Here is a 21,721-nt window from a genome sequence, read left to right on the forward strand (position 1 = left end):
TGTTTTTTTACACTGGTTTTTATACGAGTTGAATTGCGGTTTATCATGATATAATTTGTGAGAAAATATTATGAAAATAATTTATATATTCTATTACGAGCTGTTTTTTCTTCTTCAGTGTTTATGAAGGGTGTTGAGTAGAAAAAAACGAGCCCTTTCAAGATGGGTTACATTATGAAATTTTTATGATGTTTTTTGATATCAATAAAAATGATGGCAGCTTAATTGCTTTTATATATACGATGTTCGATCGTTTTGTGCTGGATAAGTACCGATAATACGCAGTTCTGCAGAAAAGAAAGATAATTCTTCTAAGGCAAGTTTCATCATCGGGTCTTCAGGATGTCCTTCAATATCAACAAAGAATTGTGTTGCATTGAAATTTCCACCAATTTGATAGCTTTCTAATTTTGTCATATTGATACCATTCGTTGCAAATCCTCCCATAGCTTTATAGAGAGCAGCGGGGACATTGCGCACTCGAAAAAGAAGACTGGTGATGATTTTTTCGCCATTTTGAGGTTTGGGGACATGCCGTTTGGAGCGTGAAAGGATGACAAAACGGGTAATATTATGAGGGTTATCTTCAACATCTCTTTCAAGAATATCAAGTCCATAGAGTTCTGCTGCGATTAAAGGTGCTAAGGCAGCCTGTGAACGTTTAGCATTTTTTTTAATAAATTTTGCAGCTCCAGCGGTGTCAGCAGAAACAACAGGTTTCCAACCGTTGTTTCGTATGATTTTTCGGCATTGTGCAAGGGCATGCGTATGGCTGTGGACGGTTTTAATTTCGTCATGTGTAACGCCGGGCAAAACCATGAGTTGAAAATGGATAGGTAAAAAATATTCATCAATAATATAAAGAGATGACTGCGGTAAAAGATGATGAATGTCTGCAACGCGTCCCGCAAGGGTATTTTCAATAGGGATCATAGCAAGATCAGCTTTCCCGCTTTCCACTAAATTAAGGGCGTCTTCGAAAGTAGCAGAGGGAACAGAATCCATATTGGGGAACATATTGGAGCAAGCAATATGGGAATTAGCGCCGTATTCTCCTTGGAAAGAAATTTTATTAGTTTTTTTAAGTATTTTCATGCTAAAATCTCACAAACTCTATCGAGATCATGTTGTGTATCTACACCTAAGGGAATTGTATCGACTATTTCCACATCAATACGCATATTGTTTTCTAATGCACGTAATTGTTCAAGTTTTTCACGTTTCTCAAGTGGTGAGGGTTTGAATGATACAAATTTCTCAAGTGCTTCGCGCCTATAGGCGTATATTCCAATATGGTGATAAAGAGGACCCTCTCCATAAGGTGCTTTGGCGCGCGTAAAGTAAAGAGCACGAAGGCGATTTTGAGAAAGCGGTGTCCCAATGATCTTGACAACATTGGGATCTCTTGTTTCATTTTCTTCAATGATTTGAGCACCCAAGGTTGCAATATCAGTAAAGCTATTTTCTAAAGGGCGTAGTGCACGAATGATTTCACGAGGCATGATTGTTGGTAGGTCACCTTGTATATTTAAAATGGCGTTGTAGCGTTGTTCAGGATCAATGCGTACTAAAGCTTCATAAATACGATCAGATCCAGACTTATGATCACCTCGTGTTATGATATATTCATGCCCATAATCTGCAACAGCTTTAGCGATATCATTATGATCTGTTGCAACGATGGTTCGACCTAATGCGGCTTTTTTTGCTTGTTCTGCGACATGAACAATCATTGGCTTTCCGCCAATTTCAGCGAGAGCTTTTTGAGGTAGACGGGTTGAGCCCATACGGGCAGGAATAAGAATAATTGGTTCAAGAGCCATTGTAAGATTCCCAATGTCATCTGTGATGCATTTATGATGTTGTGTGTTATAAAGAAAAAGCTTAAACTAAAAATGGTAATAAAATCGTGAACATTTGAGTTTTTATGAATCGCTGGAAAGTTATCTATTTTATTTGTGCTTGTTTATGTGTGCTGGTTGCTATTGTGGGGATTTTCACACTCAGCAATATAGTTTACGATCATCCTACATCAGTCCAATATCATCATACAGTTGCCAAGAATGATATATTTCAAGAAAAACAAAAAGCACCTGATGTTTCCCTATCACTAAATAGCCGACTTCAACAAGGCAATTTTGAAAATGGCCGTAAAATTTTTCGCCAATGTGCCATATGCCATACTTCTGGACGCAATGAAGCAGGGCGTGTTGGTCCAGTTCTCTGGGAGATTGTTGACCGCCCTTTGGCATCAGCAGCAGGTTTTGCTTATTCACGGGCATTGCGTGCGCACTCTGATCAAAAATGGGATTTTGTAACGTTAGATCGTTATCTGCGTTCTCCGCGTGAAGCTTTTCCTGGGACCATTATGTCTTTTCGTGGAATTAAAAATGACCAAGATCGTGCCGATCTTTTGCTTTATTTACGCAGTTTATCCGATCATCCTGTTCCTTTACCAATGGATAATAATAAAGCGAACGAGCCAAATTAACTTATACCATAGATGTTAATTTTAGAAAGAAGTCTGATTTTTTTGTAATTTTAGTTTCACAGTTTTATAAAAAGAGCTCTTATTGATGTTTTGTTAGGGGGGAACGCCCCTCACGCAAAACAGAACACATTTAACATTGCATATTTACTCGCTTATTTTAAAGAGATCTTTTATAAAAATGCACTCTTTACGCTGTCATCTGTGGATTGGTTTTCAAGATTTGTGTGCTTCACTTTTTCTACATATACTTGTCTGTGAAATTATTGCTGAAGGATTATCAATTTATGAGCCGCAGCTTTCTGCTTCTGAATGCAATAATTATGTAATTAAAGCTCTCCATGAGGTTTATCTCAATCCTTCTATATACAAATCCCCATGTACTTTTACATCAATTCCCATGTATTTTTCTTATGAACTGAGACAATTGATTGTTCTTATACGTGCAATAATCCTAAGCTGCATTTTATGATGCTTGATGAATAGACGTTTTCTCTTAAGGTTAGAAGTGTGTGGACAGATCATTGACCTTTTATAGTACCGATCACTAAAATATGACTTAGATTATTTATAGGTTATGGTTTGAAGTGAGCACTTTCATGTGAAACAATTTTTATGTGTGACTAGTAAAATAGTTGAATAGAGTTCCGTTGATTGTATTTTTATCTACGTTGAAAATTTTTTTACACAAGAATACTGATGGGAGCTAAGTTTGCACGAGTCTCTGTCTATTTATAGACGATGACATGAAATTATGATGATAATCCATTATAGAGAATTATTTTTTCACAAAAGGTTTTCCATATTTGTGATAAATTTAATAGGTTTCATTGGTTACAATGTTTCGATGACTTACGATAAAATATTAGTATTTCAATACATATTGCGAGAGTGCTAAAAGTTAGTGGAAGAGAGAACATCATCAAGATTCTCCAAGCTTCTTAATAACTATGGCATTTTCTTTATAATTTGAGCGTTTATAAGTAATAATATTAAATTGTGCTAATAATCCATTATAGAGAAGAATCTTTCCTACTAATGGCTCTCCGATGTTTGTGATCATTTTAATAACTTCCATTGCTTGTAGGGTCCCAATAACACCGGGTAAAACACCGATAATTCCAGCTTCAGCGCATGTTGGGATAGTCCCGTGAGCTGGAGAGGTGGGGAATAAATCGCGATAGTGAGGATTATTGTCTTTATATGGCATAAGGACGGTTAATGAGCCATTAAAACGTTCTACAGCACCACTTATTAAAGGTTTTTTACATTGGGCAGCGTGATCAGCAAGAAGATAGCGTGTCGTAAAATTATCACTTCCATCAACAATGATGTGGTAAGCATTGAGCAGTTTATCCACATTACTGTTATCTAAGCGTAGGGTGTGTTTTTCAACTACAACATGGGGATTTATTGCTTTTATAGTAGTTTCAGCACTGTCTGTTTTGCTTTTGTTGATTGCATTTGTTTTATGAATAACTTGGCGTTGTAAATTGGAAAGTGAAACGATGTCGTTATCGACAATTCCAAGAGTTCCAACACCTGCGGCAGCCAAATAGGTTAAGACAGGAGCACCAAGACCACCAGCGCCTACAACAAGAACGCGTGCTTTTTTTAGCTTTTGTTGCCCTGCACCACCAATTTCAGGCAAAATGATGTGGCGTGCATAGCGTTCGATTTCTTTGTTGTTTAATTTTATATCTGTTTCTTGTGTCATAAATTTTCTCTTGTCATAGTTCTTTTATTGTTTACTAAGTTTATGATGCATAGACCAGTCTGCTTTTAGGATAGAGAGGATTTATTTATGAAAATTGCCATTCAGATGGATCATATTTCAACAGTTCGGATTCAAGGAGATACGACATTTGCACTCGCTTTAGCAGCCCAAGAACGTGGACACTCTCTCTTCCATTATACACCAGATCGTTTATCTCTATACGATGGTTGTGTGATTGCACGACTAGAGCCATTGATTGTACATGATAAAGAGGGAAGCCACTATCGATTAGAAAAGCCTGTTCGTACGGAATTAACAGATATGGATGTGGTTCTTTTACGCCAAGATCCACCTTTTAATCTCAATTATATCACAACAACTCATTTGTTAGAACGTATTCATCCTAAAACACTCGTTGTGAATGATCCGGCATGGGTACGCAACAGTCCAGAAAAAATTTTTGTTACTGAATTTTCTGATCTGATGCCAGAAACATTAATTACCAAAGATATTGAAGAAATAACAGCTTTTAGAGAGACATTTGGCGATATTATTGTTAAACCACTTTATGGAAATGGGGGCGCTGGTATTTTTTATTTAAAACAAGATGATCGCAATTTAGCATCATTGTTGGAAATATTTGCAGAAATTTATCACGAACCTTTTATTGTTCAGCGCTATTTAGAGGCAGTACGAAAAGGAGATAAAAGGATTATTTTGCTTGATGGTACACCTGTTGGAGCTATTAATCGAATTCCGACAGAAACAGATGTGCGCTCTAATATGCATGTTGGAGGTCGCGCGGAAAATGTGGAGTTAACAAAACGTGATTATGAAATTTGTGAACGCATTGGTCCAGCCTTAAAGGAACGCGGTCTTCTTTTTGTGGGGATTGATGTGATTGGAGATTATATAACAGAAATTAATGTGACGTCTCCTACGGGAATTCGTGAAATTAAACGCTTCTGCGGTACGGATGTTGCTCATTTGTTTTGGGATGTTATTGAGTTCAAGCGTTCAAATGAATTTATTTGACAGAGGACAAAAACATGGTTTTAAAAAAATGATCCATGTTGTTTTTTATATTTGTTATGTTGCAAATGTGAACTAGAATGACCGTATAATATAAATTAAGAGGTTTTGTTTTCAATTTTTAGGGAGTTTATAGATGAACAAAGTATTATCAATTGGAGTGGGATTGATTTTTGCGCTACTGCTGTCAGCAAATGGAGGCAATGCGCGCGATCAAATACAGATTACTGGTTCATCTACAGTTTTACCTTATCAAAAGATTGTTGCTGAAACATTTGGAGAAATTTATCCCCATTTTAAGGTTCCTGTTATCGAATCGGGAGGAACAGGAGCTGGTATTAAGGAATTCTGCCGTGGTATTGGGGAGAACACTGTTGATATTGTTAATGCTTCGCGAGCAATGAAACCGAGTGAATTACAGTCTTGTTTTGATGCTGGTGTAAAAGATGTTGAGGAAATACGTATTGGGTATGATGGCATTGTTTTTGCAACTGATATTAAGGGACCTGATTGGAAATTACAGCCAGTAGATGTTTATAAAGCCCTTGCTGCTCGAATTATTATAGACGGAAAGTTGCAACCGAATAATGTTTTGAAATGGAGTGCAGTTAATAGTGCTCTTCCTGATTGGACGATAGCAGCGTATATTCCTGGGGAGAAGCATGGGACACGTGAAGTTTTTGAGGAAAAATTACTTACTAAGGGGTGTAAAGAGAGTGGGGCAGTTGAGGTGATGAAGTCTTTAGGAATGGATGATAAGGAGATACACACTGCTTGTATTGCGGTACGTAAGGATGGAAAAGCGGTTGATATTGATGGTGATTATTCTGAAACATTTGCGCGTCTAACTTCTAATAAAACAGGGGTTGGTATTTTTGGTTTGTCTTTTTATCAAAATAATGCTGATAAACTAAAGGTTGCCGATATTAACGGTTTTGCGCCAACAGTTGAGACGATTTCTAGTGGACAATATCCGGTTTCTCGTCCGCTTTTTTTCTATATTAAGAAAGCACATTTAGGTATTATTTCAGGTTTGCGAGAGTATGTTGACTTTTTTCTTTCTGATCAAATGATTGGTCCAGAGGGTCCTTTGGCTGAATATGGTTTGATTGTTTCTCCTGAAAAGGAGCGTCAAGCACAGCGTTCTGATTTTTCTGCTGGTCGAGTAATGACATTGAAATAATTTGCAGGGAAAATTTGTTGGATTTCTGGGATAGGGAATTTGGATGCTATTTTTTTATAAAAACTGAAAGATAAAATGCGCATTTCCTTTATTATTTTGTTATTATTGACTTTTGGATTTTGTGGTTTTTGTATTTCTTATATGCGAGCACGCATTCTTGAATACAGACAACATAAAATGCATTCTCGTGCGTATTATTATGGCTGGTGGACATTTTTGATTACTGTTATTCCAGCTTTTATTTTTTTAATTGTTTGGGATGCTGGGAGTACAATTTATTTAGAATATAATGCCTCTCGAGAGCTTGAGGCGTATAGTGCGCATGTAACAGAGCCTGTAAATCACGATCTACTTTGGGAGACACTTCGAAGTCTCGTCAAAAAGATTCATCGCTTTGAGGGGAATCTTTCTAGCGCTTCCTATAAGGAAGTGCAGGCACAATTACTCGCGAAGGGATTGATTTTATCCGATGAAGCATCGGATGATGTGTTCAAAATAGCACAGTCGTGGGTATTTTCTTCTGAAAAGCTTAAGTTTATAGGTTATGTTTTTCTTTTTGCTATTGCGTCCTTTGGTTTTATCTGTGGAATGATGCAAATTGCGCCTCATCAACGTGCCCGTAATAAGGTTGAATCTTTTATTATTATTGGATTGATTTGTGCATCTATTGTTGCAGTCTTGACAACAATAGCCATTGCGCTTTCTATGCTTTTTCAGACAGTAAGCTTTTTTCAGTCTGTATCCTTTTCAAATTTCTTTTTAGGAACAGTTTGGGATCCGCGTTTTTCCGCGAGCGGTTCCAGCGATGAAGTAGGACAATTTGGTTTAATACCGCTTCTTGCTGGTACGCTTTATATTGCATTTGTTGCCATGCTTTTTGCTGTACCTATAGGACTATTTTCAGCTCTTTATATGGCGGAGTATGCTTCTGCGCGATTGCGAGCAATTGTGAAGCCATTGTTAGAAGTTCTTGCTGGCATTCCAACGATTGTTTATGGCTTTTTTGCTTTGAAGGTTGTGGGACCATTTTTACGAGATCTCTCTGCTTCTCTCTCAGACGGGGTTAGTTTTATTATGGCACAAAGTGTTTTGACTGCTGGAGTTGTGATGGGAATTATGTTGATACCTTTTGTTTCCTCTTTATCGGATGATGTTATTACGGCTGTTCCACGCATTTTACGTGAAGGTTCTTATGGTTTAGGCGCAACGCAATCTGAAACAATTAAAAAAGTTGTTATACCAGCAGCGCTTCCAGGGATTATGGGGGCCATTTTGTTGACGGCATCGCGTGCAATTGGAGAAACAATGATTGTGGTTTTGGCGGCAGGTGTTGCAGCAAACTTAACACTCAATCCTTTCGAAGCAATGACTACGATGACTGTTAAGATTGTTAATCAATTGACCGGTGATTTTGAGTTTAATTCTCCACAAACTCTGGTGGCTTTTGCCTTAGGGATGACGCTCTTTGTTATGACACTTTTGATGAATATTCTGGCTCTTTATATTGTGCGTAAATATCGGGAACAATATGAATGAATGAAGATTTTTTTCCTCGTCGCAATATTAGTCTCAAGCGTCGGTATTGGGCTGAACGTCGTTTTCGTGCCTATGGTTTGATTGCCATTTTTATTGGTTTGTTTTTTTTATTTGCGCTTTTATGGTCTATCATTAGTCAGGGTTATACAGCTTTTTTTCAAAGTGAAATGACATTGTCGATTTATTTGGATGAAAAGATCATTGATCCAAGTGGTCAACGTAAAACAAAACCACAAGTGCTCATGACGGCGAATTATCCACTTCTTGTACGCAATGCTTTAGCAAAGAAACTTAATATCAATCAAAATGATCGAGCCTCTCTTCGAGACGTTAACCGTATGTTTTCGAATGGTGTCCGTGTTCAACTGCGTGAAATGGTGACAAAAAATCCAAAACTGATTGGCACAATGCAAAAAGTTAAAGTTTTGGCATCTGCGGATATTGATTCTGCTTATAAGGGACAGATTGATTTGCGTGTAGCAGAAAAAAACCGTAAAGTTTCTAATCGACAAATAGAATGGATAAAGCGTTTAGCGCATGATGGTACGCTTTATAAAACATTTAATATTGGTTTTTTTACATTTGGCGCTTCAAGTCGTCCTGAGACTGCGGGATTAGGTGTTGCGATCATTGGTTCTCTTTATATGATAGGCATCGTTTTATTAGTTTCACTTCCAATAGGTATAGCAACGGCTCTTTATTTAGAAGAATATGCACGCAAAAATAAATTTACAGATTTTATAGAGGTTAATATCAATAATCTTGCAGCTGTTCCTTCAATTGTGTTTGGTCTTTTAGGACTCTCTTTTTTTGTTAATTTTTTAGGATTACCACGTTCAGCCTCTTTTGTTGGTGGTCTTGTTTTAGCGCTCATGACTCTTCCCACGATCATTATTGCAACACGTTCTGCTCTGCGTGCTGTTCCTCTCTCTATTCGTGCAGCAGCTTTGGGGTTGGGAGCATCAAAAACACAAATGATTTTTCATCATGTTGTTCCTTTAGCTGCGCCTGGCATTTTGACAGGCACAATTATTGGAGTCGCTCAGGCTTTGGGTGAAACAGCTCCTTTGCTTTTGATTGGAATGGTTGCTTTTGTTGTTAATATTCCTACGACCCCCATGGATCCAGCAACGGCTTTGCCTGTTCAAATTTTTATGTGGGCGGGTGAAGCAGAGCGTGCTTTTGTTGAAAAGACATCAGGTGCTATTATTGTATTGATGATTTTTCTTGCGATCATGAATATTTCTGCGGTTTTTTTACGTCGACGATTTGAACGCCGCCAGTAATTTTAATAAAACAACAGCTTTGATAAGATTTTTGTAAGGTGAATTTTTGTAATGAAGATTAAAATGCGCGGTCAGGATGTGAAGGTTTCTTACGGAGATAAAGAAGCACTCCACGGTATTACACTTGATATTCCTGAACATCAAGTAACTGCTTTGATTGGTCCATCAGGATGCGGAAAGTCAACTTTTTTGCGTTGTTTTAACCGTATGAATGATACAATTGAAGGCGCTAAAACAACTGGTCTTATTACCTTAGATGGGGAGAATATTTATGACACACGGATTGATGTTGTAGAATTGCGCGCTCGTGTTGGAATGGTTTTTCAAAAGCCCAGCCCTTTTCCAAAATCTATATTTGAGAATGTTGCGTATGGTCCACGCATTCATGGTTTAGTTAAAACACGCTCTGAATTGCATGATGTCGTTGAAAAGAGTTTGAGGCAGGCAGGTTTGTTTGAAGAAGTAAAAGACCGCCTTCATGATCTTGGAACAAGTTTATCAGGGGGACAACAACAGCGTTTGTGTATTGCACGTGCTATTGCGGTTAGTCCTGAAGTTATTTTGATGGATGAGCCATGTTCAGCTCTTGATCCCATTGCGACAGCACGGATTGAAGAGCTTATCGATGCGTTACGGCAAAATTATACAATTGTTATCGTAACGCATTCCATGCAACAGGCCGCACGTGTTTCTCAATATACGGCTATGTTTCATTTAGGGCATTTGGTAGAAGTTGGTGCGACTGAAATGATCTTTACCTCACCAAAAGAGCAACGGACGCAAGATTATATTACGGGGCGTTTTGGATAGGTGAATTGAGGAGTGTAAGATATGTCTATGAAACATACTGTCCGTTCTTATGATGCAGAACTAAAATATTTAAGAGTAAGGATTACAGAAATGGGGAGCCATGCAGAAAGGATGATTGAACGTTCTGTCGCATCGGTTGTGTGTAGTGATCTTCAACTTGCAACGACAGTGATTGCCGATGATGTGTTTTTAGATGAAGCAGAACGTGACATTGATGAAAAAGCGGTTGCTATTATTTGCAAACGCCAACCGATGGCTGTCGATTTGCGTGAAATTATTGGAGCCATTCGTATTTCTTCTGATCTTGAACGGATTGGGGATATGGCAAAAAACATTGCTAAAAGGACTGTTGCACTTTCAGAAATACGTCAATCTGCTTCTGTTTATCATGGGCTTGAAACAATTACAGCTTTAGCACTCAATCAATTAAAAGAAGTCTTAAATGCTTATACGAGTCGCCTATTAGAGCGTGTTGACGCGGTGCGTGAGCGTGATGAGAAGATTGATGCTTTGTATACTTCTCTTTTTCGTGAACTTTTGACGTATATGATGGAAGATATGCGCAATATTACGGTTTGTACGCACTTACTGTTTTGTTTAAAAAATATTGAACGAATTGGTGATCATGTTACTAATATTGCTGAAATGCTGCATTATATCATAACGGGTTACCATATGTCCTCTGATCGTCCTCGCGATGACCTTACTTATAAAGTTGGGGTAGGTGAGAAGAAAATAGATTAAAATTTCTCTTATATATATAAAATCAGTTTGTAGATATATGAGTATTCTCTTATAGTGCAGCTATAGAAAGAATAAGATAACCATCTATGGAAAAGCACAAAGAAGCAACAAAGAGTTTTTTCAGAGAAGCATGGCAGATTGTTAACTCTTGGTTTGACATATTTGTATATTGGATGATATCATCACTCGTATTGTGGCAGGAGGGGAGTTTTCTAGGGGATTTCCTTTCAGATCATTTTGTTAAAATTTTATATTAAAGGGGATATCTGTATTATTTTTTCGTATGTAGAAGAAGTGGATAGTGTTACTTTATTGTAATTGAAACGTGTGGGTTATTATAGCAGCCTATATTGAGCCATGAAGAATAACAATATCGATCCGCAAATTAATAGTTTTTTATTTTTTATTTTGCATAGATACTTTTTGATTACCTCTTGTATTAAAATTTTACTGAGTGGTAACAATTAGCTATGTACTTTATTGAGAGATACATTTAAAGCTCATTTCAAGACTTGAATATCTCAGAGATTATAGGAATGTGTTGCATAAGATGAAAAAAAATCGTTGGAATGTTTTTGTTACCTGTTGTGTAGCGCCGTTAGTTGTTGTGGGATGTGCTTCAAGTTATTTAGATGCTGGAAAAGTAGATAATAATAAGACAAAAACGGTTACATATCCATTGACAGAGCGTCAATGTCTTATGCGAGCGATGTATTTTGAATCAAATCGCACAAGCCGTGAAGGAATGATTGCCGTTGGAACGGTTGTTATGAATCGTGTTAATTCAACCGCCTATCCTAAGACGATTTGTGGTGTTGTTGGTCAATATAGGCAATTTGCTCCTGGTGTTTTAACGCGTCCTATGACGGAGAAAGCATCTGTTGCTCGTGTAAGAGAGGCGGCTGATGCCGTTTTACGGGGTGAACGAGATAAGAAAGTTAAACACGCTAAGTTTTTTCATACCGCTGGTTTGTCTTTTCCGTATAAAAACATGCATTATGTTCAGGTTGCAGGGGGAAATGCTTTTTATGAAAAACGATCACGTGATGGAGAACTTCAAGTTCCTACAAATAATCGCCCTTATGATGTTGCTTATGCTTTTGCTCAAGAACGTTCTGGTCATGCGCCAAGCTTTATAGATGAAGGCTTAGAGAGTAGGGGAGTAAAGGCAGAGAAAAGTACATCTCCTTTGACAGAAGTAGCACAGTCCAAGACGGCACATCCTGCTCCTTTTGCTATGGTACAGCTTGATAAAGTTCCTATTCCTGCCTATGCACCTCAACATCTAGCTAGGAAAGAGGAAAATAAAACGATTATGGCTTTACCTTCATCTGATCAGTTAAATGCAATTGTTGCAATGTTAGAAAAACGACACAGGAACTAGTAAGTTTTTCATGACCAAAGAAGGATGATATACCCATTGCGGTTTATGAATTAAGTGAATTTTAGCGATAATGATACGCATAAATATACGTAGAGAAAGCGAACTCAAAGGATCTGAAAAACAATTTATAATATGACGACATAAAGAACGCATTCTATTTAAAGAAGGGTATTGGTAATGTACTTTGATATTCATGAGACAATTTCGCCTGAAATGCTTAATCGTCTTGCAGAAATTACAGTGAAAGTGGGGTTGAATTTACAAGAGGGGCAGGATCTTGTTTTAACTGCTCCAGTTTCAGCGTTACCTTTTGTTCGGCGTATTGCATATCATGCTTATAAGGTTGGTGCTGGTGTCATTACACCAATTTTTAGTGATGATATGTTATCGCTTACACGGTTTGAAAATGCCCATACAACTAGTTTTGATTGTGCCCCTTCTTGGCTTTATGAGGGAATGGCAAAGGCTTTTGAAAATGGGGCAGCGCGTTTAGCGATTGTTGGTGATAATCCTTTGCTCCTTTCCAATCAGGATTTTGATAAGGTTTCACGTTTAAATAAAGCCACTTCAATAGCTTACCAGCCGGCACTCAAGCAAATATCAAATTTTGCTATGAATTGGTCGATTGTTGCTTATCCAACAGCAGGATGGGCTGAGGCAATGTTTCCTTCTTTACCACTTAATGAGGCGATTAAAAAATTAGCCGATGCAATTTTTTCTGCTTCACGTGTTACAGGAGAAGATCCGGTGCAGGCGTGGACTGTCCATAACGAGAATTTAAAGAAACGATCATCTTGGCTTAATGAGCAGCGTTTTTCTGCCTTACACTTTACAGGGCCAGGGACTGATTTAACTGTTGGTTTGGCAGATGATCATGAATGGCATGGTGGTGCATCCGTTGCTCAAAATGGTGTTATTTGCAATCCGAATATTCCGACAGAAGAAGTTTTCACGACTCCTCATGCTCATAAGGTTGAAGGTTTCGTTCGCTCAACAAAGCCCCTTTCCTATCAAGGAACTCTGGTTGATAATATTGAAGTACGTTTTGAAGCAGGGCGTATTGTTGAGGCTCGTGCATCAACAGGCCAAGAAGTTTTACAGCAGGTTTTGCAAAGTGATGAGGGTGCAAGCCGGTTGGGCGAAGTTGCCCTTGTGCCCCATTCTTCACCAATTTCTAAGAGTGGCCTCCTTTTTTATAATACCTTATTTGATGAAAATGCTGCATGTCATATTGCTTTAGGGCAGTGTTATTCCAAATGCTTTTTAGATGGGGCATCATTGACGTCAGAAGAGATTGCAGCACGTGGTGGGAATAAAAGTGTCATTCATATTGACTGGATGATTGGTTCTGGTGAAATTGACATAGATGGCATTACCCAAGATGGTGTAAGAGTTCCTGTATTTCGTAAGGGTGAATGGGCTTAATTTTGTTACCATAAAACACGGTCATTTGAGGTGGGGTGGGATGTAAGCCTCATTGATACGTTAAGTATTTTAGAGTGTGTGGTATATATTCAAGGCAGGGTTTGTCCATAAAGCCTTTAGTTAAATGACTCACATGAGTAGGAATCCAAGTAAAATCCACTCATCAAGAATTTGTTTAGTAGATGTAGAGGAAGTCTTCGTTCTTTGAGGGGTGGGAAGAAGTCAATTTATCAGAGATACGATTGGAAAGTGTATAATTATTAAAGAAGAGTAATGCCTGAGCTTCCTGAAGTAGAGACAGTTCGTCGTGGACTTGAGTCCGTTGTAACTGATGCAAAGATAGTATCTGTCAAACTTAATCGTAGAGATTTGCGCTTTCCTTTTCCTGAGGCTTTTTCTGAGCGCCTTATTGGCAGAACAATTATAGAACTTGGCCGGCGTGCGAAATATTTATTATTTCATCTTTCTCAGGATGAAACGATTTTAAGCCATTTAGGAATGTCTGGTTCATGGCGTATAGAGAATGATTTTTTAAGAAAAGCTTGTTTAGCGTCAAGTAAATTAGTTAAACATGATCATTTTGTCATGGAGATTCAGACAAAGAATGGTGACGTTTATCGTCTTATTTATAATGATGTGCGTCGCTTTGGGTTTATGCTTTTAGTCGATACGGATAAGCTTTATGAACATCCACTTTTAAATAAGCTAGGTCTTGAACCTATGAGTAATTCGTTTTCTGGTCGTTATTTACAAAAGGCTTTTGTTAATAAAAAAATGTCTCTCAAGGGTGTTTTACTTGATCAGTCTATTGTTGCAGGTCTTGGGAATATTTATGTTTGCGAAGCACTTTGGCGGAGTCGTTTGTCTCCACAACGTGGTGCATTTACATTGGCATCAAAAACGGCACGTGCACGTGAATTTGCAGATTCTTTAGCACAAAATATATGCAATGTGATTTCTGAAGCCATTTTGTCTGGTGGCTCTTCTTTACGTGATTATATGCATATAGATGGTTCGCTTGGTTATTTTCAGCATACTTTTTCAGTTTATGGACGAGAAGGCAAGCAATGTTTGGAATGTGGAGCGCCTATTATGCGCATTTTACAGGCTGGACGTTCAAGTTTTTACTGCTCACAATGTCAAAAATGAATAAGGTGTCTTGCAAAATCTTACAAGAGGCTTAAAGTCATCGCATCTATATATAATTACACAAGGCTTGAAAGGTTTTTTTATGCTGAATAAAGTACTAACACATCTTGATGGAAATATAGAGAAGAGCCTTGAACGCCTTTTTTCTCTTTTACGTTTTCAATCGATTTCTACAGACTCGGCTTACAAGGATGCATGTCGTAAAGCAGCTGATTGGTTAGTAGAGGATTTAAAAAGCATCGGTTTTGAGGCTTCACGCCGTGATACGCCGGGGCATCCAATGGTTGTTGGGCATCATCCAGGACCTTCAGATGATTGTTTGCATGTGTTGTTTTACGGACATTATGATGTTCAACCTGTTGATCCATTGAGTTTATGGGAGGATGATCCATTTACACCTTCTTTAAAAGAGAGAGATGGAGAGAAAGTTATTTGTGCTCGTGGAGCTTCAGATGACAAAGGTCAGTTGATGACTTTTATTGAAGCATGTCGTGCATTTAAGAAAGAAACAGGGCAGCTTCCTATTAAAGTTACTGTTTTATTTGAGGGAGAAGAAGAATGTGCTTCTCCTTCCCTTATTCCTTTTTTAAAAGCAAATACAGATGAACTTAAGGCAGATTATGCATTAGTTTGTGACACGTCAATGTGGGATGCGGATACACCATCTATTGCTCTTTCTCTTCGGGGAATTATGGCAGAAGAGATTATTATCACAGCAGCGAATCGTGATTTGCATTCTGGTTATTTTGGAGGAGTAGCAGCTAACCCCATTCGTATTTTAACGAAAATCTTAGCAGGACTTCACGATGAAAATAATAGGGCAACACTTCCTGGTTTTTATGATGGCGTAGAAGAAACACCTCCACAGATTTTACAATCATGGAATGCACTTAATTGTACTGCTGAAAATTTTCTTGGTCCTATAGGACTTTCCGTTCCAGCTGGTGAAAAAGGGCGGAGCATTTTAGAGCTTGTATGGGCACGTCCTACCATGGAAATTAATGGTATTAGTGGCGGCTATGAAGGGGAAGGGATGAAAACAGTTATTGCTTCTCAAGCGAGTGCAAAAGTATCGTGTCGTTTGGTGCATAAGCAAGATCCAGAGAAAATACGCCAAGCGTTGCGTGATTATGTACGTAGCTCAATTCCTGCTGATTGTAAGGTTGAATTTAAGAATCACGGTTCTTCTCCGGCACTTCAGATTTCTGATGATTCATCTTTTATCAAGGAGGCGAAGGATGCCTTATCACAAGAGTGGGAAGTGCCTGCTGTCTTGACAGCCATGGGGGGCTCGATCCCAATTGTAGCAGATTTTCGGTCAATTCTTGGTATGGAAACTCTTTTGGTTGGTTTTGGACTGGCTGATGACCGTATTCATTCTCCTAATGAAAAGTATAATTTAAAATCGTTTCATAAGGGGCAGCGGTCTTGGGCGCGTATTCTTGCTGCTTTAGCAAGTAGGAGGGTAAATGGCTGAGATTCGCGTTCATCAAGGTGATTTACCAAACTTAGATAATTATCAAACTGATGCTGTTGCGATTGATACTGAAACTTTAGGATTACAACCCCATCGTGATCGTTTATGCGTTGTTCAGCTTTCTTCTGGAGATGGTACTGCTGATATTATACAGATTGCTAAAGGACAAAAGAATGCACCTAATTTGGTCAAGCTTCTTGAAGATAAAGCAGTCGTAAAAATATTCCATTTTGGGCGTTTTGATCTTGCTATTTTAGCACATACATTTGGTGTTATGCCAGAGGCTGTTTTTTGTACAAAGATTGCTTCGAAACTCACGCGCACTTATACGGATCGTCATGGCTTGAAAGAAATTTGTAATGAATTGCTGAATGTGAATATTTCTAAACAGCAACAATCTTCGGATTGGGCGGCAGAAACGTTATCACAGGCACAAATTGAATATGCTGCGTCGGATGTGTTATATTTGCATCGTTTAAAGGTTATATTTGAAGAACGTTTAAGACGTGAAGAGCGAGAAAATGTTGCCAAGGCATGCTTTCAATTTTTGCCTATGAGAGCTAGGCTTGATCTTTTAGGATGGGCGGAAGTTGATATTTTTGCGCATAGCTAACTTTAAAATTGGCTTTTAAATGGAGTTAATTATTGATGTGAGAGGACAAAATGCTTGTACATTATGGGCATTTTATCCTCTCATCTTTACCATCATTTTTAATTCTGCTTTACGACTTTCAAAAGTATTTAAAGCGATGTCTGTTAAATAATAGAGATTACGCATTGCCTCATGCTTTTTTAATGGATTTACGTTCTTCATGTAAAACAGAACGCCCTAAACGGAATATATTTGTGTTGCTAATTCATGTACTTTTTGTAAAGAAACCGACACCCAAGTTCATTTTACGGCGGTGCTCATAAAAGATATAACGATAAAGCCTCCAATACCAATATAAAATCTATTGAACACTACCATCTTACGCTTATAGAGTTAACAAGCCGCTACTATCACACATTTTGCCAACACCCAATTTTGCGACAACCCTTGGCACTGGAGACGTTTCATAAAAGGCATTTTTAGTCCTTTATTGTACAGTTTCACTCCACATAGGCTTCCCCACTTGTAATGTACAAACAAATGGTTTTGGTTGATTAAACATGAGGAAGATTTGGAATGAAAGGGTTTTATGGTATTCGGAGTTCTAATTTAATATGGATAACGCTATATTATCATTATAAATCAATATATTATATGATTAATATATAAAGATAACCACGATTATACTGAACAATGCAAAGAACGACACCTAGAAAGTGACCTAGAAACAAGTTAGCAAGGAATATGCTTTTACCAAGTTAAAATGTTAACTTTTTCGTTTAAATGACTTTATAAGATAAAACTCCTTTTTTCAAGAGTCTTATCCATATATCAACCTCATTTATGACATGTAAGCGAATAATTTTGCTTAATGTATAATGAGCGAATTTAAAATAAGATAATCTTATGATACTGAGAGCGCTCATTCAATAGGGGGGATTTATAAATCAATATGTTGATATGACATTTGTGTAGTTTATTCTCCCCAGACGATATTTTGTGCTTTTATGCATTGCCAAACAAGTGATTTCTATGTTTGTAAAGTGGGGCAATTTGCATTTATTTTAAAATTAAAATGCTTCAAAGCCTTGTTTTTTGAGGATTCTCACTTTTTATCTATAAACATGCTATTTTTTCTGGAAATTTGCAATGAAGACACTAGATAAAATCCATTATGGATATTTATACGAGGTTAAATTTATGAACATAAAATATTTTATTACGGCTTTTGCTACGTTTGCTTCAATCTCTGTAGCTCAGGGTGCTTCTTTCTTGTCTTCTCAAAAGTTAATAGAGGGTATACCTTCTCTTGTTCCTCCTAGAGATCTTTTTTCTAGTGAACAGTTGAGCAAGATCTTCTCTGAAGTTGTTCAAATGGAACTTTCTTGCACGCATAACAACCAATGCATAACAGCAGCTGAGTTAGTACCTGTATCATATTCTGGTAAAAAAAGATTTCAAAAGCCTAAAAAAGGATTAAGGAAAGGAAGACGACCAGATTTATTTAGACGAAGTCCAATGAGTTATTAAAAAGTAAGAAAACAACATCAAGAGGTCTAACGTATGATCGGGAATTGAAGAGAGGAGATATTTTTTATCATTTGAAAAGTGGAGGAGCAGTTGTTCGCAAAGGGTATTATAATTGTGTACGGAGGGGGTGAAGAGTACTATTTGGAAAAGATATGGGGAGGTGGATTTCGGTGCAAGAATACTCTGTATAATGGCAATCGCTCGTTACAAAATTCATGGGTTTGGATAAATATAACCTCCCGATTTTGGGTTACGCTGTTATACTGTAAATACTGTCATTTTAAGCGTGACTATACAGCGCATATAAAACTCCTTGATAAGTGTTTTTAGAGTAGGGCTTGTCCAGAGAGCCTTTAGTTAAGTGAATCACATAAGTAAGGAGTTAAGAAAAATCCTCTTGACAAGAAACTAAGCTGTTTGCAGAGAGGATCTGAGAGGATACTTCATCAAAATCGAGTGAAGCAACAAAAATGTTAAACTTTTGATCTTTGATGGTATGCTTCGACTACAGTTTATAAAATATTCATTTGTCTATGATTCAAAATATCAGATATTTTTTCTGCCAAATTCATGATTTTTAAAGCAAGGTGTGGTGTGAAAACTTTAAGAAAGATTTCTCGTTTTTTCAGCTTTAAGGAGATTTCTATATAAGTTTTAATGTTTATCATACCGGTTGTCTGTCTTTAGGCATTTTTTTCAATTTAGTCTTGTAAAGGAGTATGAAATGATATCCTACAAATAAGGCTGAAGCTCTGAAAAGATTTACTATAAGGTTGAGAGAAGAAAAAAATGGTAAGTATGTCAAAAAGGCATAAATGCCTAAATTAAAAACAAAGAGCAAGTGTAATGAAATTGCATGTAATCTTGTTGCAGTCCATGGGGTAGTGGAGATCTTATTTTATGCGGTATAAGCATTCTTTACAATGAAGAAAAAACAATCAAAGAGCTATTCACACACTTGCTCGTTTGTGAGGTGCAGGGGGATGGTTTTGGTTTCTTTAATATAAAAAGGCTTAAGATAAGAACATCTTCAATATTGCAGACGAATTAATATAAAAAATATTTTTTCATTATAAATCAATATATTGTATTTTCATTCCAATAGCACACGCTTTACACGGAGGGTATTGTGACGCAGTTTTTTTACAAAATTTATAAAGGAGAGCAAATGTGAGAAAAAGAGATCATTTGTGCATGGGCATAGTTTTATTCTCATTTATTACAGATCAAGCAATTAAGGGTACTTTGATTGGCTTTTTGTTTTTTTTATAAGTGTATCATTTTTGCTACAGATATCTGAAGATGGGGCTCTATATGAAATGGTGTGTTCAAATAAATATTCAGCTATGGAGAGAAAATATGAATATGAAATGGTTAATAACAGCTTCTGCTTTCGCTTTTGTTTCAGCTTCAGCAGCACAAGCAGCAGATGTTATTGTTCCCCCAAGTCCAACACCTGTTGCTCCCGTTATTGTTGCTCCAACTTTTTCTTGGACAGGTTTTTATGTTGGGGGCCAGATTGGTGGTTTTTCGGGTAAAACGAAAATGGATATTCTCAGTAATGGAAAAAAGATTCCAGTACCTGATGACCTTTTGCCTAAACTATCTGGTTTCATGGGTGGTCTTTATGCAGGTTCCAACGTTGATCTTGGTAATGGCCTTATTCTAGGTGTTGATACAGATATCATGTGGTCTAATAAAGATGATACGAAGACAGGAAACACATATGTTATTGCTCCAAATCACATAAATTATATTAAGAAGATATTAACAGAATCTGGAATTAATATTGGTAAAGATGCGCTTGAACCTGGTGCTAAACGAACCCACAGTTTCACTTTTAAAGAAAAGTGGGCTGGTGCGACACGTGTACGTATTGGTTTTGCAGCTGAACGCATTATGCCTTATGTTGCTGGTGGTATCGCTTATACCCAGCTTCAAGATACTGCATTGATTTCAATAACAGGCAAAGATTCAGACAAAGTAATAGCTTCTGGTACCTTGTCTGATGAAACAAAGACCCTTGTTGGTTACACTCTGGGTGCTGGTGTTGATTTAGCAATGACCAATAACGTTATTGTCCGTGCGGAATATCGTTACTCTGATTTTGGGAAAAAGAAATTCTCAAATGATAAATATGAGACATCTTACAAAACCAATGATTTCCGAGTTGGTGTTGCTTACAAATTTTAACAGATGATAAGTTAAATAACAGAGGCGCCGTCTTTAACAGCGCCTCTGTTATTTTCTGTTGCTATATTATCACACAATACATAATTTATTGTGGATATGAAAAGATATTATTCAGGTTTTCTTAAAAAAATCATAGACAATAAACAAGAATTATATTTAAAAATCAATAAGTTATATATATATATATCTTTAGGTTTCTCGTACAAAATCAAGCTATGAAGCGATTTTGTCTGGGATGTGCCCTCCATTTTCTGTGACTGTATCATTTTTACTACAGCTTTTCTTTCTGTAATCTTGTAGCACTGTGCTCATAAATAAATTAGGAGCAAAGTTTATGAATATAAAATCTTTAGTAACAACTTCTGTTATCGCTATAGCAGCAGCTTCTGCAGCACAAGCTGCTGATGTTATCATCCCTCGTGAAACAGCCCCAGCAGTTATCTCAGCCCCTTCATTTTCTTGGACAGGCTTTTATATCGGTGGTCAAGTTGGTAACTTTTCAGGTAAAGTTGATGTAGTTGATTCAGAAACAAAAAAGAAAATTACAGATAAAGACTGGACACCTAAGCCTTCCGGTTTCATGGGTGGTATTTATGTAGGTTCCAACGTAGATCTTGGTAATGGCCTCATTCTAGGTGTTGAAACCGATGCAGTCTGGGCTGACCGCGAAGATTCAAAAGCGCATTCAGCAGTCATTGGGGAAGCAGGCCTTGACAGTTTCAAAGATGAGCTTACAGAAGCTAAAGCTACACCTGCTACAGGAAAAACTATTGCTGGTATCGTGGCGACTGACAAACGTGTAGAGGGCACCTCTATAAAAGAAAAATGGTCTGGTGCAACACGCGTTCGTGTTGGTTTTGCAGCCGTTGATCGCATTATGCCTTATGTTGCTGGTGGTATTGCTTATACGCAGCTGCAAGTGGTTGATTTTCTTAAGGCAGCGACAGCTGAAGGTGCCGAAATCGCTTCTGCTAAAGTGTTTGATGAAACGAAAACAATGGTTGGCTTCACTGTAGGTGGTGGTATTGACTTTGCAATGACAGACAATGTTCTATTGCGTGCAGAATATCGTTACTCAGACTTTGGTAAAAAAGCATTTGTAAAGGACGGGGATAAATTCGCTTACAAAACCAATGATTTCCGTGTAGGTGTTGCTTACAAATTCTAATTTCGTA

At 37.5% G+C, this 21,721-nt stretch carries 19 protein-coding genes; 15 read left to right on the forward strand and 4 right to left on the reverse strand.

From position 1 onward, the window contains the following. Positions 1-231 precede the first annotated feature (231 nt). Both ACFIJW_RS08445 and ACFIJW_RS08450 read right to left on the reverse strand, forming a co-directional pair. Positions 232-1,095, reverse strand: a complete 864-nt coding sequence (locus tag ACFIJW_RS08445) for a prephenate dehydratase (RefSeq protein WP_375633995.1) — start codon at positions 1,093-1,095, stop codon at positions 232-234. Next, positions 1,092-1,823: a 3-deoxy-manno-octulosonate cytidylyltransferase gene (locus ACFIJW_RS08450; RefSeq protein ID WP_375633996.1), complete on the reverse strand. Its 732-nt coding sequence runs from the start codon at positions 1,821-1,823 to the stop codon at positions 1,092-1,094. The genes ACFIJW_RS08445 and ACFIJW_RS08450 overlap by 4 nt, the downstream gene beginning before the upstream one ends. Before the next feature lie 104 nt (positions 1,824-1,927). Here ACFIJW_RS08450 and ACFIJW_RS08455 point away from each other — a divergent pair, with 104 nt between their 5' ends. Then, positions 1,928-2,491, forward strand: a complete 564-nt coding sequence (locus ACFIJW_RS08455) for a c-type cytochrome (RefSeq protein WP_375633997.1) — start codon at positions 1,928-1,930, stop codon at positions 2,489-2,491. A 919-nt stretch (positions 2,492-3,410) separates the two neighbouring features. Here ACFIJW_RS08455 and ACFIJW_RS08460 read toward each other — a convergent pair. Continuing rightward, positions 3,411-4,205: a molybdopterin-synthase adenylyltransferase MoeB gene (locus tag ACFIJW_RS08460; protein ID WP_375633999.1), complete on the reverse strand. Its 795-nt coding sequence runs from the start codon at positions 4,203-4,205 to the stop codon at positions 3,411-3,413. A gap of 87 nt (positions 4,206-4,292) precedes the next feature. On the opposite strand from ACFIJW_RS08460, the gene gshB reads away from it, so the two are divergent. From gshB to ACFIJW_RS08515, 11 genes are all read left to right on the forward strand, one after another. Beyond that, the gene (gene gshB, locus ACFIJW_RS08465) at positions 4,293-5,240 is read left to right on the forward strand and encodes a glutathione synthase (protein ID WP_375634001.1); all 948 of its coding nucleotides are present in this window, start codon (positions 4,293-4,295) and stop codon (positions 5,238-5,240) included. 133 nt (positions 5,241-5,373) lie between these two features. Further along, positions 5,374-6,420, forward strand: a complete 1,047-nt coding sequence (locus tag ACFIJW_RS08470) for a substrate-binding domain-containing protein (RefSeq protein ID WP_375613323.1) — start codon at positions 5,374-5,376, stop codon at positions 6,418-6,420. A 75-nt stretch (positions 6,421-6,495) separates the two neighbouring features. After that, the gene (gene pstC, locus ACFIJW_RS08475; protein ID WP_375621207.1) at positions 6,496-7,956 is read left to right on the forward strand and encodes a phosphate ABC transporter permease subunit PstC; all 1,461 of its coding nucleotides are present in this window, start codon (positions 6,496-6,498) and stop codon (positions 7,954-7,956) included. Continuing rightward, positions 7,953-9,242, forward strand: a complete 1,290-nt coding sequence (gene pstA / locus ACFIJW_RS08480; RefSeq protein ID WP_375634003.1) for a phosphate ABC transporter permease PstA — start codon at positions 7,953-7,955, stop codon at positions 9,240-9,242. Before pstC ends, pstA begins: the two co-directional genes overlap by 4 nt. A 51-nt stretch (positions 9,243-9,293) precedes the next feature. After that, positions 9,294-10,052, forward strand: coding sequence for a phosphate ABC transporter ATP-binding protein PstB (pstB, locus tag ACFIJW_RS08485; protein WP_375611792.1), 759 nt, complete (start codon positions 9,294-9,296; stop codon positions 10,050-10,052). Positions 10,053-10,073: 21 nt separating this feature from the next. After that, on the forward strand, positions 10,074-10,796 hold the full coding sequence (phoU, locus tag ACFIJW_RS08490) for a phosphate signaling complex protein PhoU (RefSeq protein WP_375634004.1): 723 nt from the start codon (positions 10,074-10,076) through the stop codon (positions 10,794-10,796). 550 nt (positions 10,797-11,346) lie between these two features. Further along, positions 11,347-12,180 carry a cell wall hydrolase gene (locus ACFIJW_RS08495; RefSeq protein ID WP_375634006.1) on the forward strand — a complete coding sequence of 278 codons (834 nt, stop codon included), beginning with the start codon at positions 11,347-11,349 and terminating at the stop codon, positions 12,178-12,180. A 177-nt stretch (positions 12,181-12,357) separates the two neighbouring features. Next, complete coding sequence (locus tag ACFIJW_RS08500; RefSeq protein WP_375634007.1) at positions 12,358-13,605, forward strand: aminopeptidase; 1,248 nt, start codon at positions 12,358-12,360, stop codon at positions 13,603-13,605. Between the two features lie 273 nt (positions 13,606-13,878). After that, on the forward strand, positions 13,879-14,754 hold the full coding sequence (mutM, locus tag ACFIJW_RS08505) for a bifunctional DNA-formamidopyrimidine glycosylase/DNA-(apurinic or apyrimidinic site) lyase (protein WP_375634008.1): 876 nt from the start codon (positions 13,879-13,881) through the stop codon (positions 14,752-14,754). Between the two features lie 82 nt (positions 14,755-14,836). Beyond that, entirely contained in the window at positions 14,837-16,231 is a 1,395-nt protein-coding gene (locus ACFIJW_RS08510; RefSeq protein WP_375611787.1) for a M20/M25/M40 family metallo-hydrolase, read from the forward strand. Next, positions 16,224-16,844 (forward strand): ribonuclease D, encoded by a 621-nt coding sequence (locus ACFIJW_RS08515; RefSeq protein WP_375634010.1) that lies wholly within the window; start codon positions 16,224-16,226, stop codon positions 16,842-16,844. The genes ACFIJW_RS08510 and ACFIJW_RS08515 overlap by 8 nt, the downstream gene beginning before the upstream one ends. Before the next feature lie 72 nt (positions 16,845-16,916). On the opposite strand, the gene ACFIJW_RS08520 is transcribed toward ACFIJW_RS08515, so the two are convergent. Then, complete coding sequence (locus ACFIJW_RS08520) at positions 16,917-17,045, reverse strand: hypothetical protein (protein ID WP_375634011.1); 129 nt, start codon at positions 17,043-17,045, stop codon at positions 16,917-16,919. 927 nt (positions 17,046-17,972) lie between these two features. Between ACFIJW_RS08520 and ACFIJW_RS08525 the strand changes: the two genes are divergently transcribed. From ACFIJW_RS08525 to ACFIJW_RS08535, 3 genes are all read left to right on the forward strand, one after another. Then, a complete protein-coding gene (locus tag ACFIJW_RS08525) occupies positions 17,973-18,353 on the forward strand; it encodes a hypothetical protein (RefSeq protein ID WP_375634013.1) in 381 nt (126 codons plus the stop codon). A 1,359-nt stretch (positions 18,354-19,712) separates the two neighbouring features. Further along, complete coding sequence (locus ACFIJW_RS08530; RefSeq protein WP_375618016.1) at positions 19,713-20,546, forward strand: outer membrane protein; 834 nt, start codon at positions 19,713-19,715, stop codon at positions 20,544-20,546. A gap of 334 nt (positions 20,547-20,880) precedes the next feature. After that, complete coding sequence (locus tag ACFIJW_RS08535; protein WP_375634014.1) at positions 20,881-21,714, forward strand: porin; 834 nt, start codon at positions 20,881-20,883, stop codon at positions 21,712-21,714. Positions 21,715-21,721 lie beyond the last annotated feature (7 nt).

Origin of the sequence: Bartonella sp. MM97QHHN (genome assembly GCF_042194285.1) — a bacterium.
Classification (GTDB): domain Bacteria; phylum Pseudomonadota; class Alphaproteobacteria; order Rhizobiales; family Rhizobiaceae; genus Bartonella.

Excerpts from the sequence above, each read along its gene's own strand:
- ACFIJW_RS08445 (WP_375633995.1), bottom strand. The coding sequence starts at position 1,095 with ATGAAAATACTTAAAAAAACTAATAAAATTTCTTTCCAAGGAGAATAC.
- ACFIJW_RS08450 (WP_375633996.1), bottom strand. The coding sequence starts at position 1,823 with ATGGCTCTTGAACCAATTATTCTTATTCCTGCCCGTATGGGCTCAACC.
- ACFIJW_RS08455 (WP_375633997.1), top strand. The coding sequence starts at position 1,928 with ATGAATCGCTGGAAAGTTATCTATTTTATTTGTGCTTGTTTATGTGTG.
- ACFIJW_RS08460 (WP_375633999.1), bottom strand. The coding sequence starts at position 4,205 with ATGACACAAGAAACAGATATAAAATTAAACAACAAAGAAATCGAACGC.
- gshB (WP_375634001.1), top strand. The coding sequence starts at position 4,293 with ATGAAAATTGCCATTCAGATGGATCATATTTCAACAGTTCGGATTCAA.
- ACFIJW_RS08470 (WP_375613323.1), top strand. The coding sequence starts at position 5,374 with ATGAACAAAGTATTATCAATTGGAGTGGGATTGATTTTTGCGCTACTG.
- pstC (WP_375621207.1), top strand. The coding sequence starts at position 6,496 with ATGCGCATTTCCTTTATTATTTTGTTATTATTGACTTTTGGATTTTGT.
- pstA (WP_375634003.1), top strand. The coding sequence starts at position 7,953 with ATGAATGAAGATTTTTTTCCTCGTCGCAATATTAGTCTCAAGCGTCGG.
- pstB (WP_375611792.1), top strand. The coding sequence starts at position 9,294 with ATGAAGATTAAAATGCGCGGTCAGGATGTGAAGGTTTCTTACGGAGAT.
- phoU (WP_375634004.1), top strand. The coding sequence starts at position 10,074 with ATGTCTATGAAACATACTGTCCGTTCTTATGATGCAGAACTAAAATAT.
- ACFIJW_RS08495 (WP_375634006.1), top strand. The coding sequence starts at position 11,347 with ATGAAAAAAAATCGTTGGAATGTTTTTGTTACCTGTTGTGTAGCGCCG.
- ACFIJW_RS08500 (WP_375634007.1), top strand. The coding sequence starts at position 12,358 with ATGTACTTTGATATTCATGAGACAATTTCGCCTGAAATGCTTAATCGT.
- mutM (WP_375634008.1), top strand. The coding sequence starts at position 13,879 with ATGCCTGAGCTTCCTGAAGTAGAGACAGTTCGTCGTGGACTTGAGTCC.
- ACFIJW_RS08510 (WP_375611787.1), top strand. The coding sequence starts at position 14,837 with ATGCTGAATAAAGTACTAACACATCTTGATGGAAATATAGAGAAGAGC.
- ACFIJW_RS08515 (WP_375634010.1), top strand. The coding sequence starts at position 16,224 with ATGGCTGAGATTCGCGTTCATCAAGGTGATTTACCAAACTTAGATAAT.
- ACFIJW_RS08520 (WP_375634011.1), bottom strand. The coding sequence starts at position 17,045 with ATGAAGAACGTAAATCCATTAAAAAAGCATGAGGCAATGCGTAATCTC.
- ACFIJW_RS08525 (WP_375634013.1), top strand. The coding sequence starts at position 17,973 with ATGAAGACACTAGATAAAATCCATTATGGATATTTATACGAGGTTAAA.
- ACFIJW_RS08530 (WP_375618016.1), top strand. The coding sequence starts at position 19,713 with ATGAATATGAAATGGTTAATAACAGCTTCTGCTTTCGCTTTTGTTTCA.
- ACFIJW_RS08535 (WP_375634014.1), top strand. The coding sequence starts at position 20,881 with ATGAATATAAAATCTTTAGTAACAACTTCTGTTATCGCTATAGCAGCA.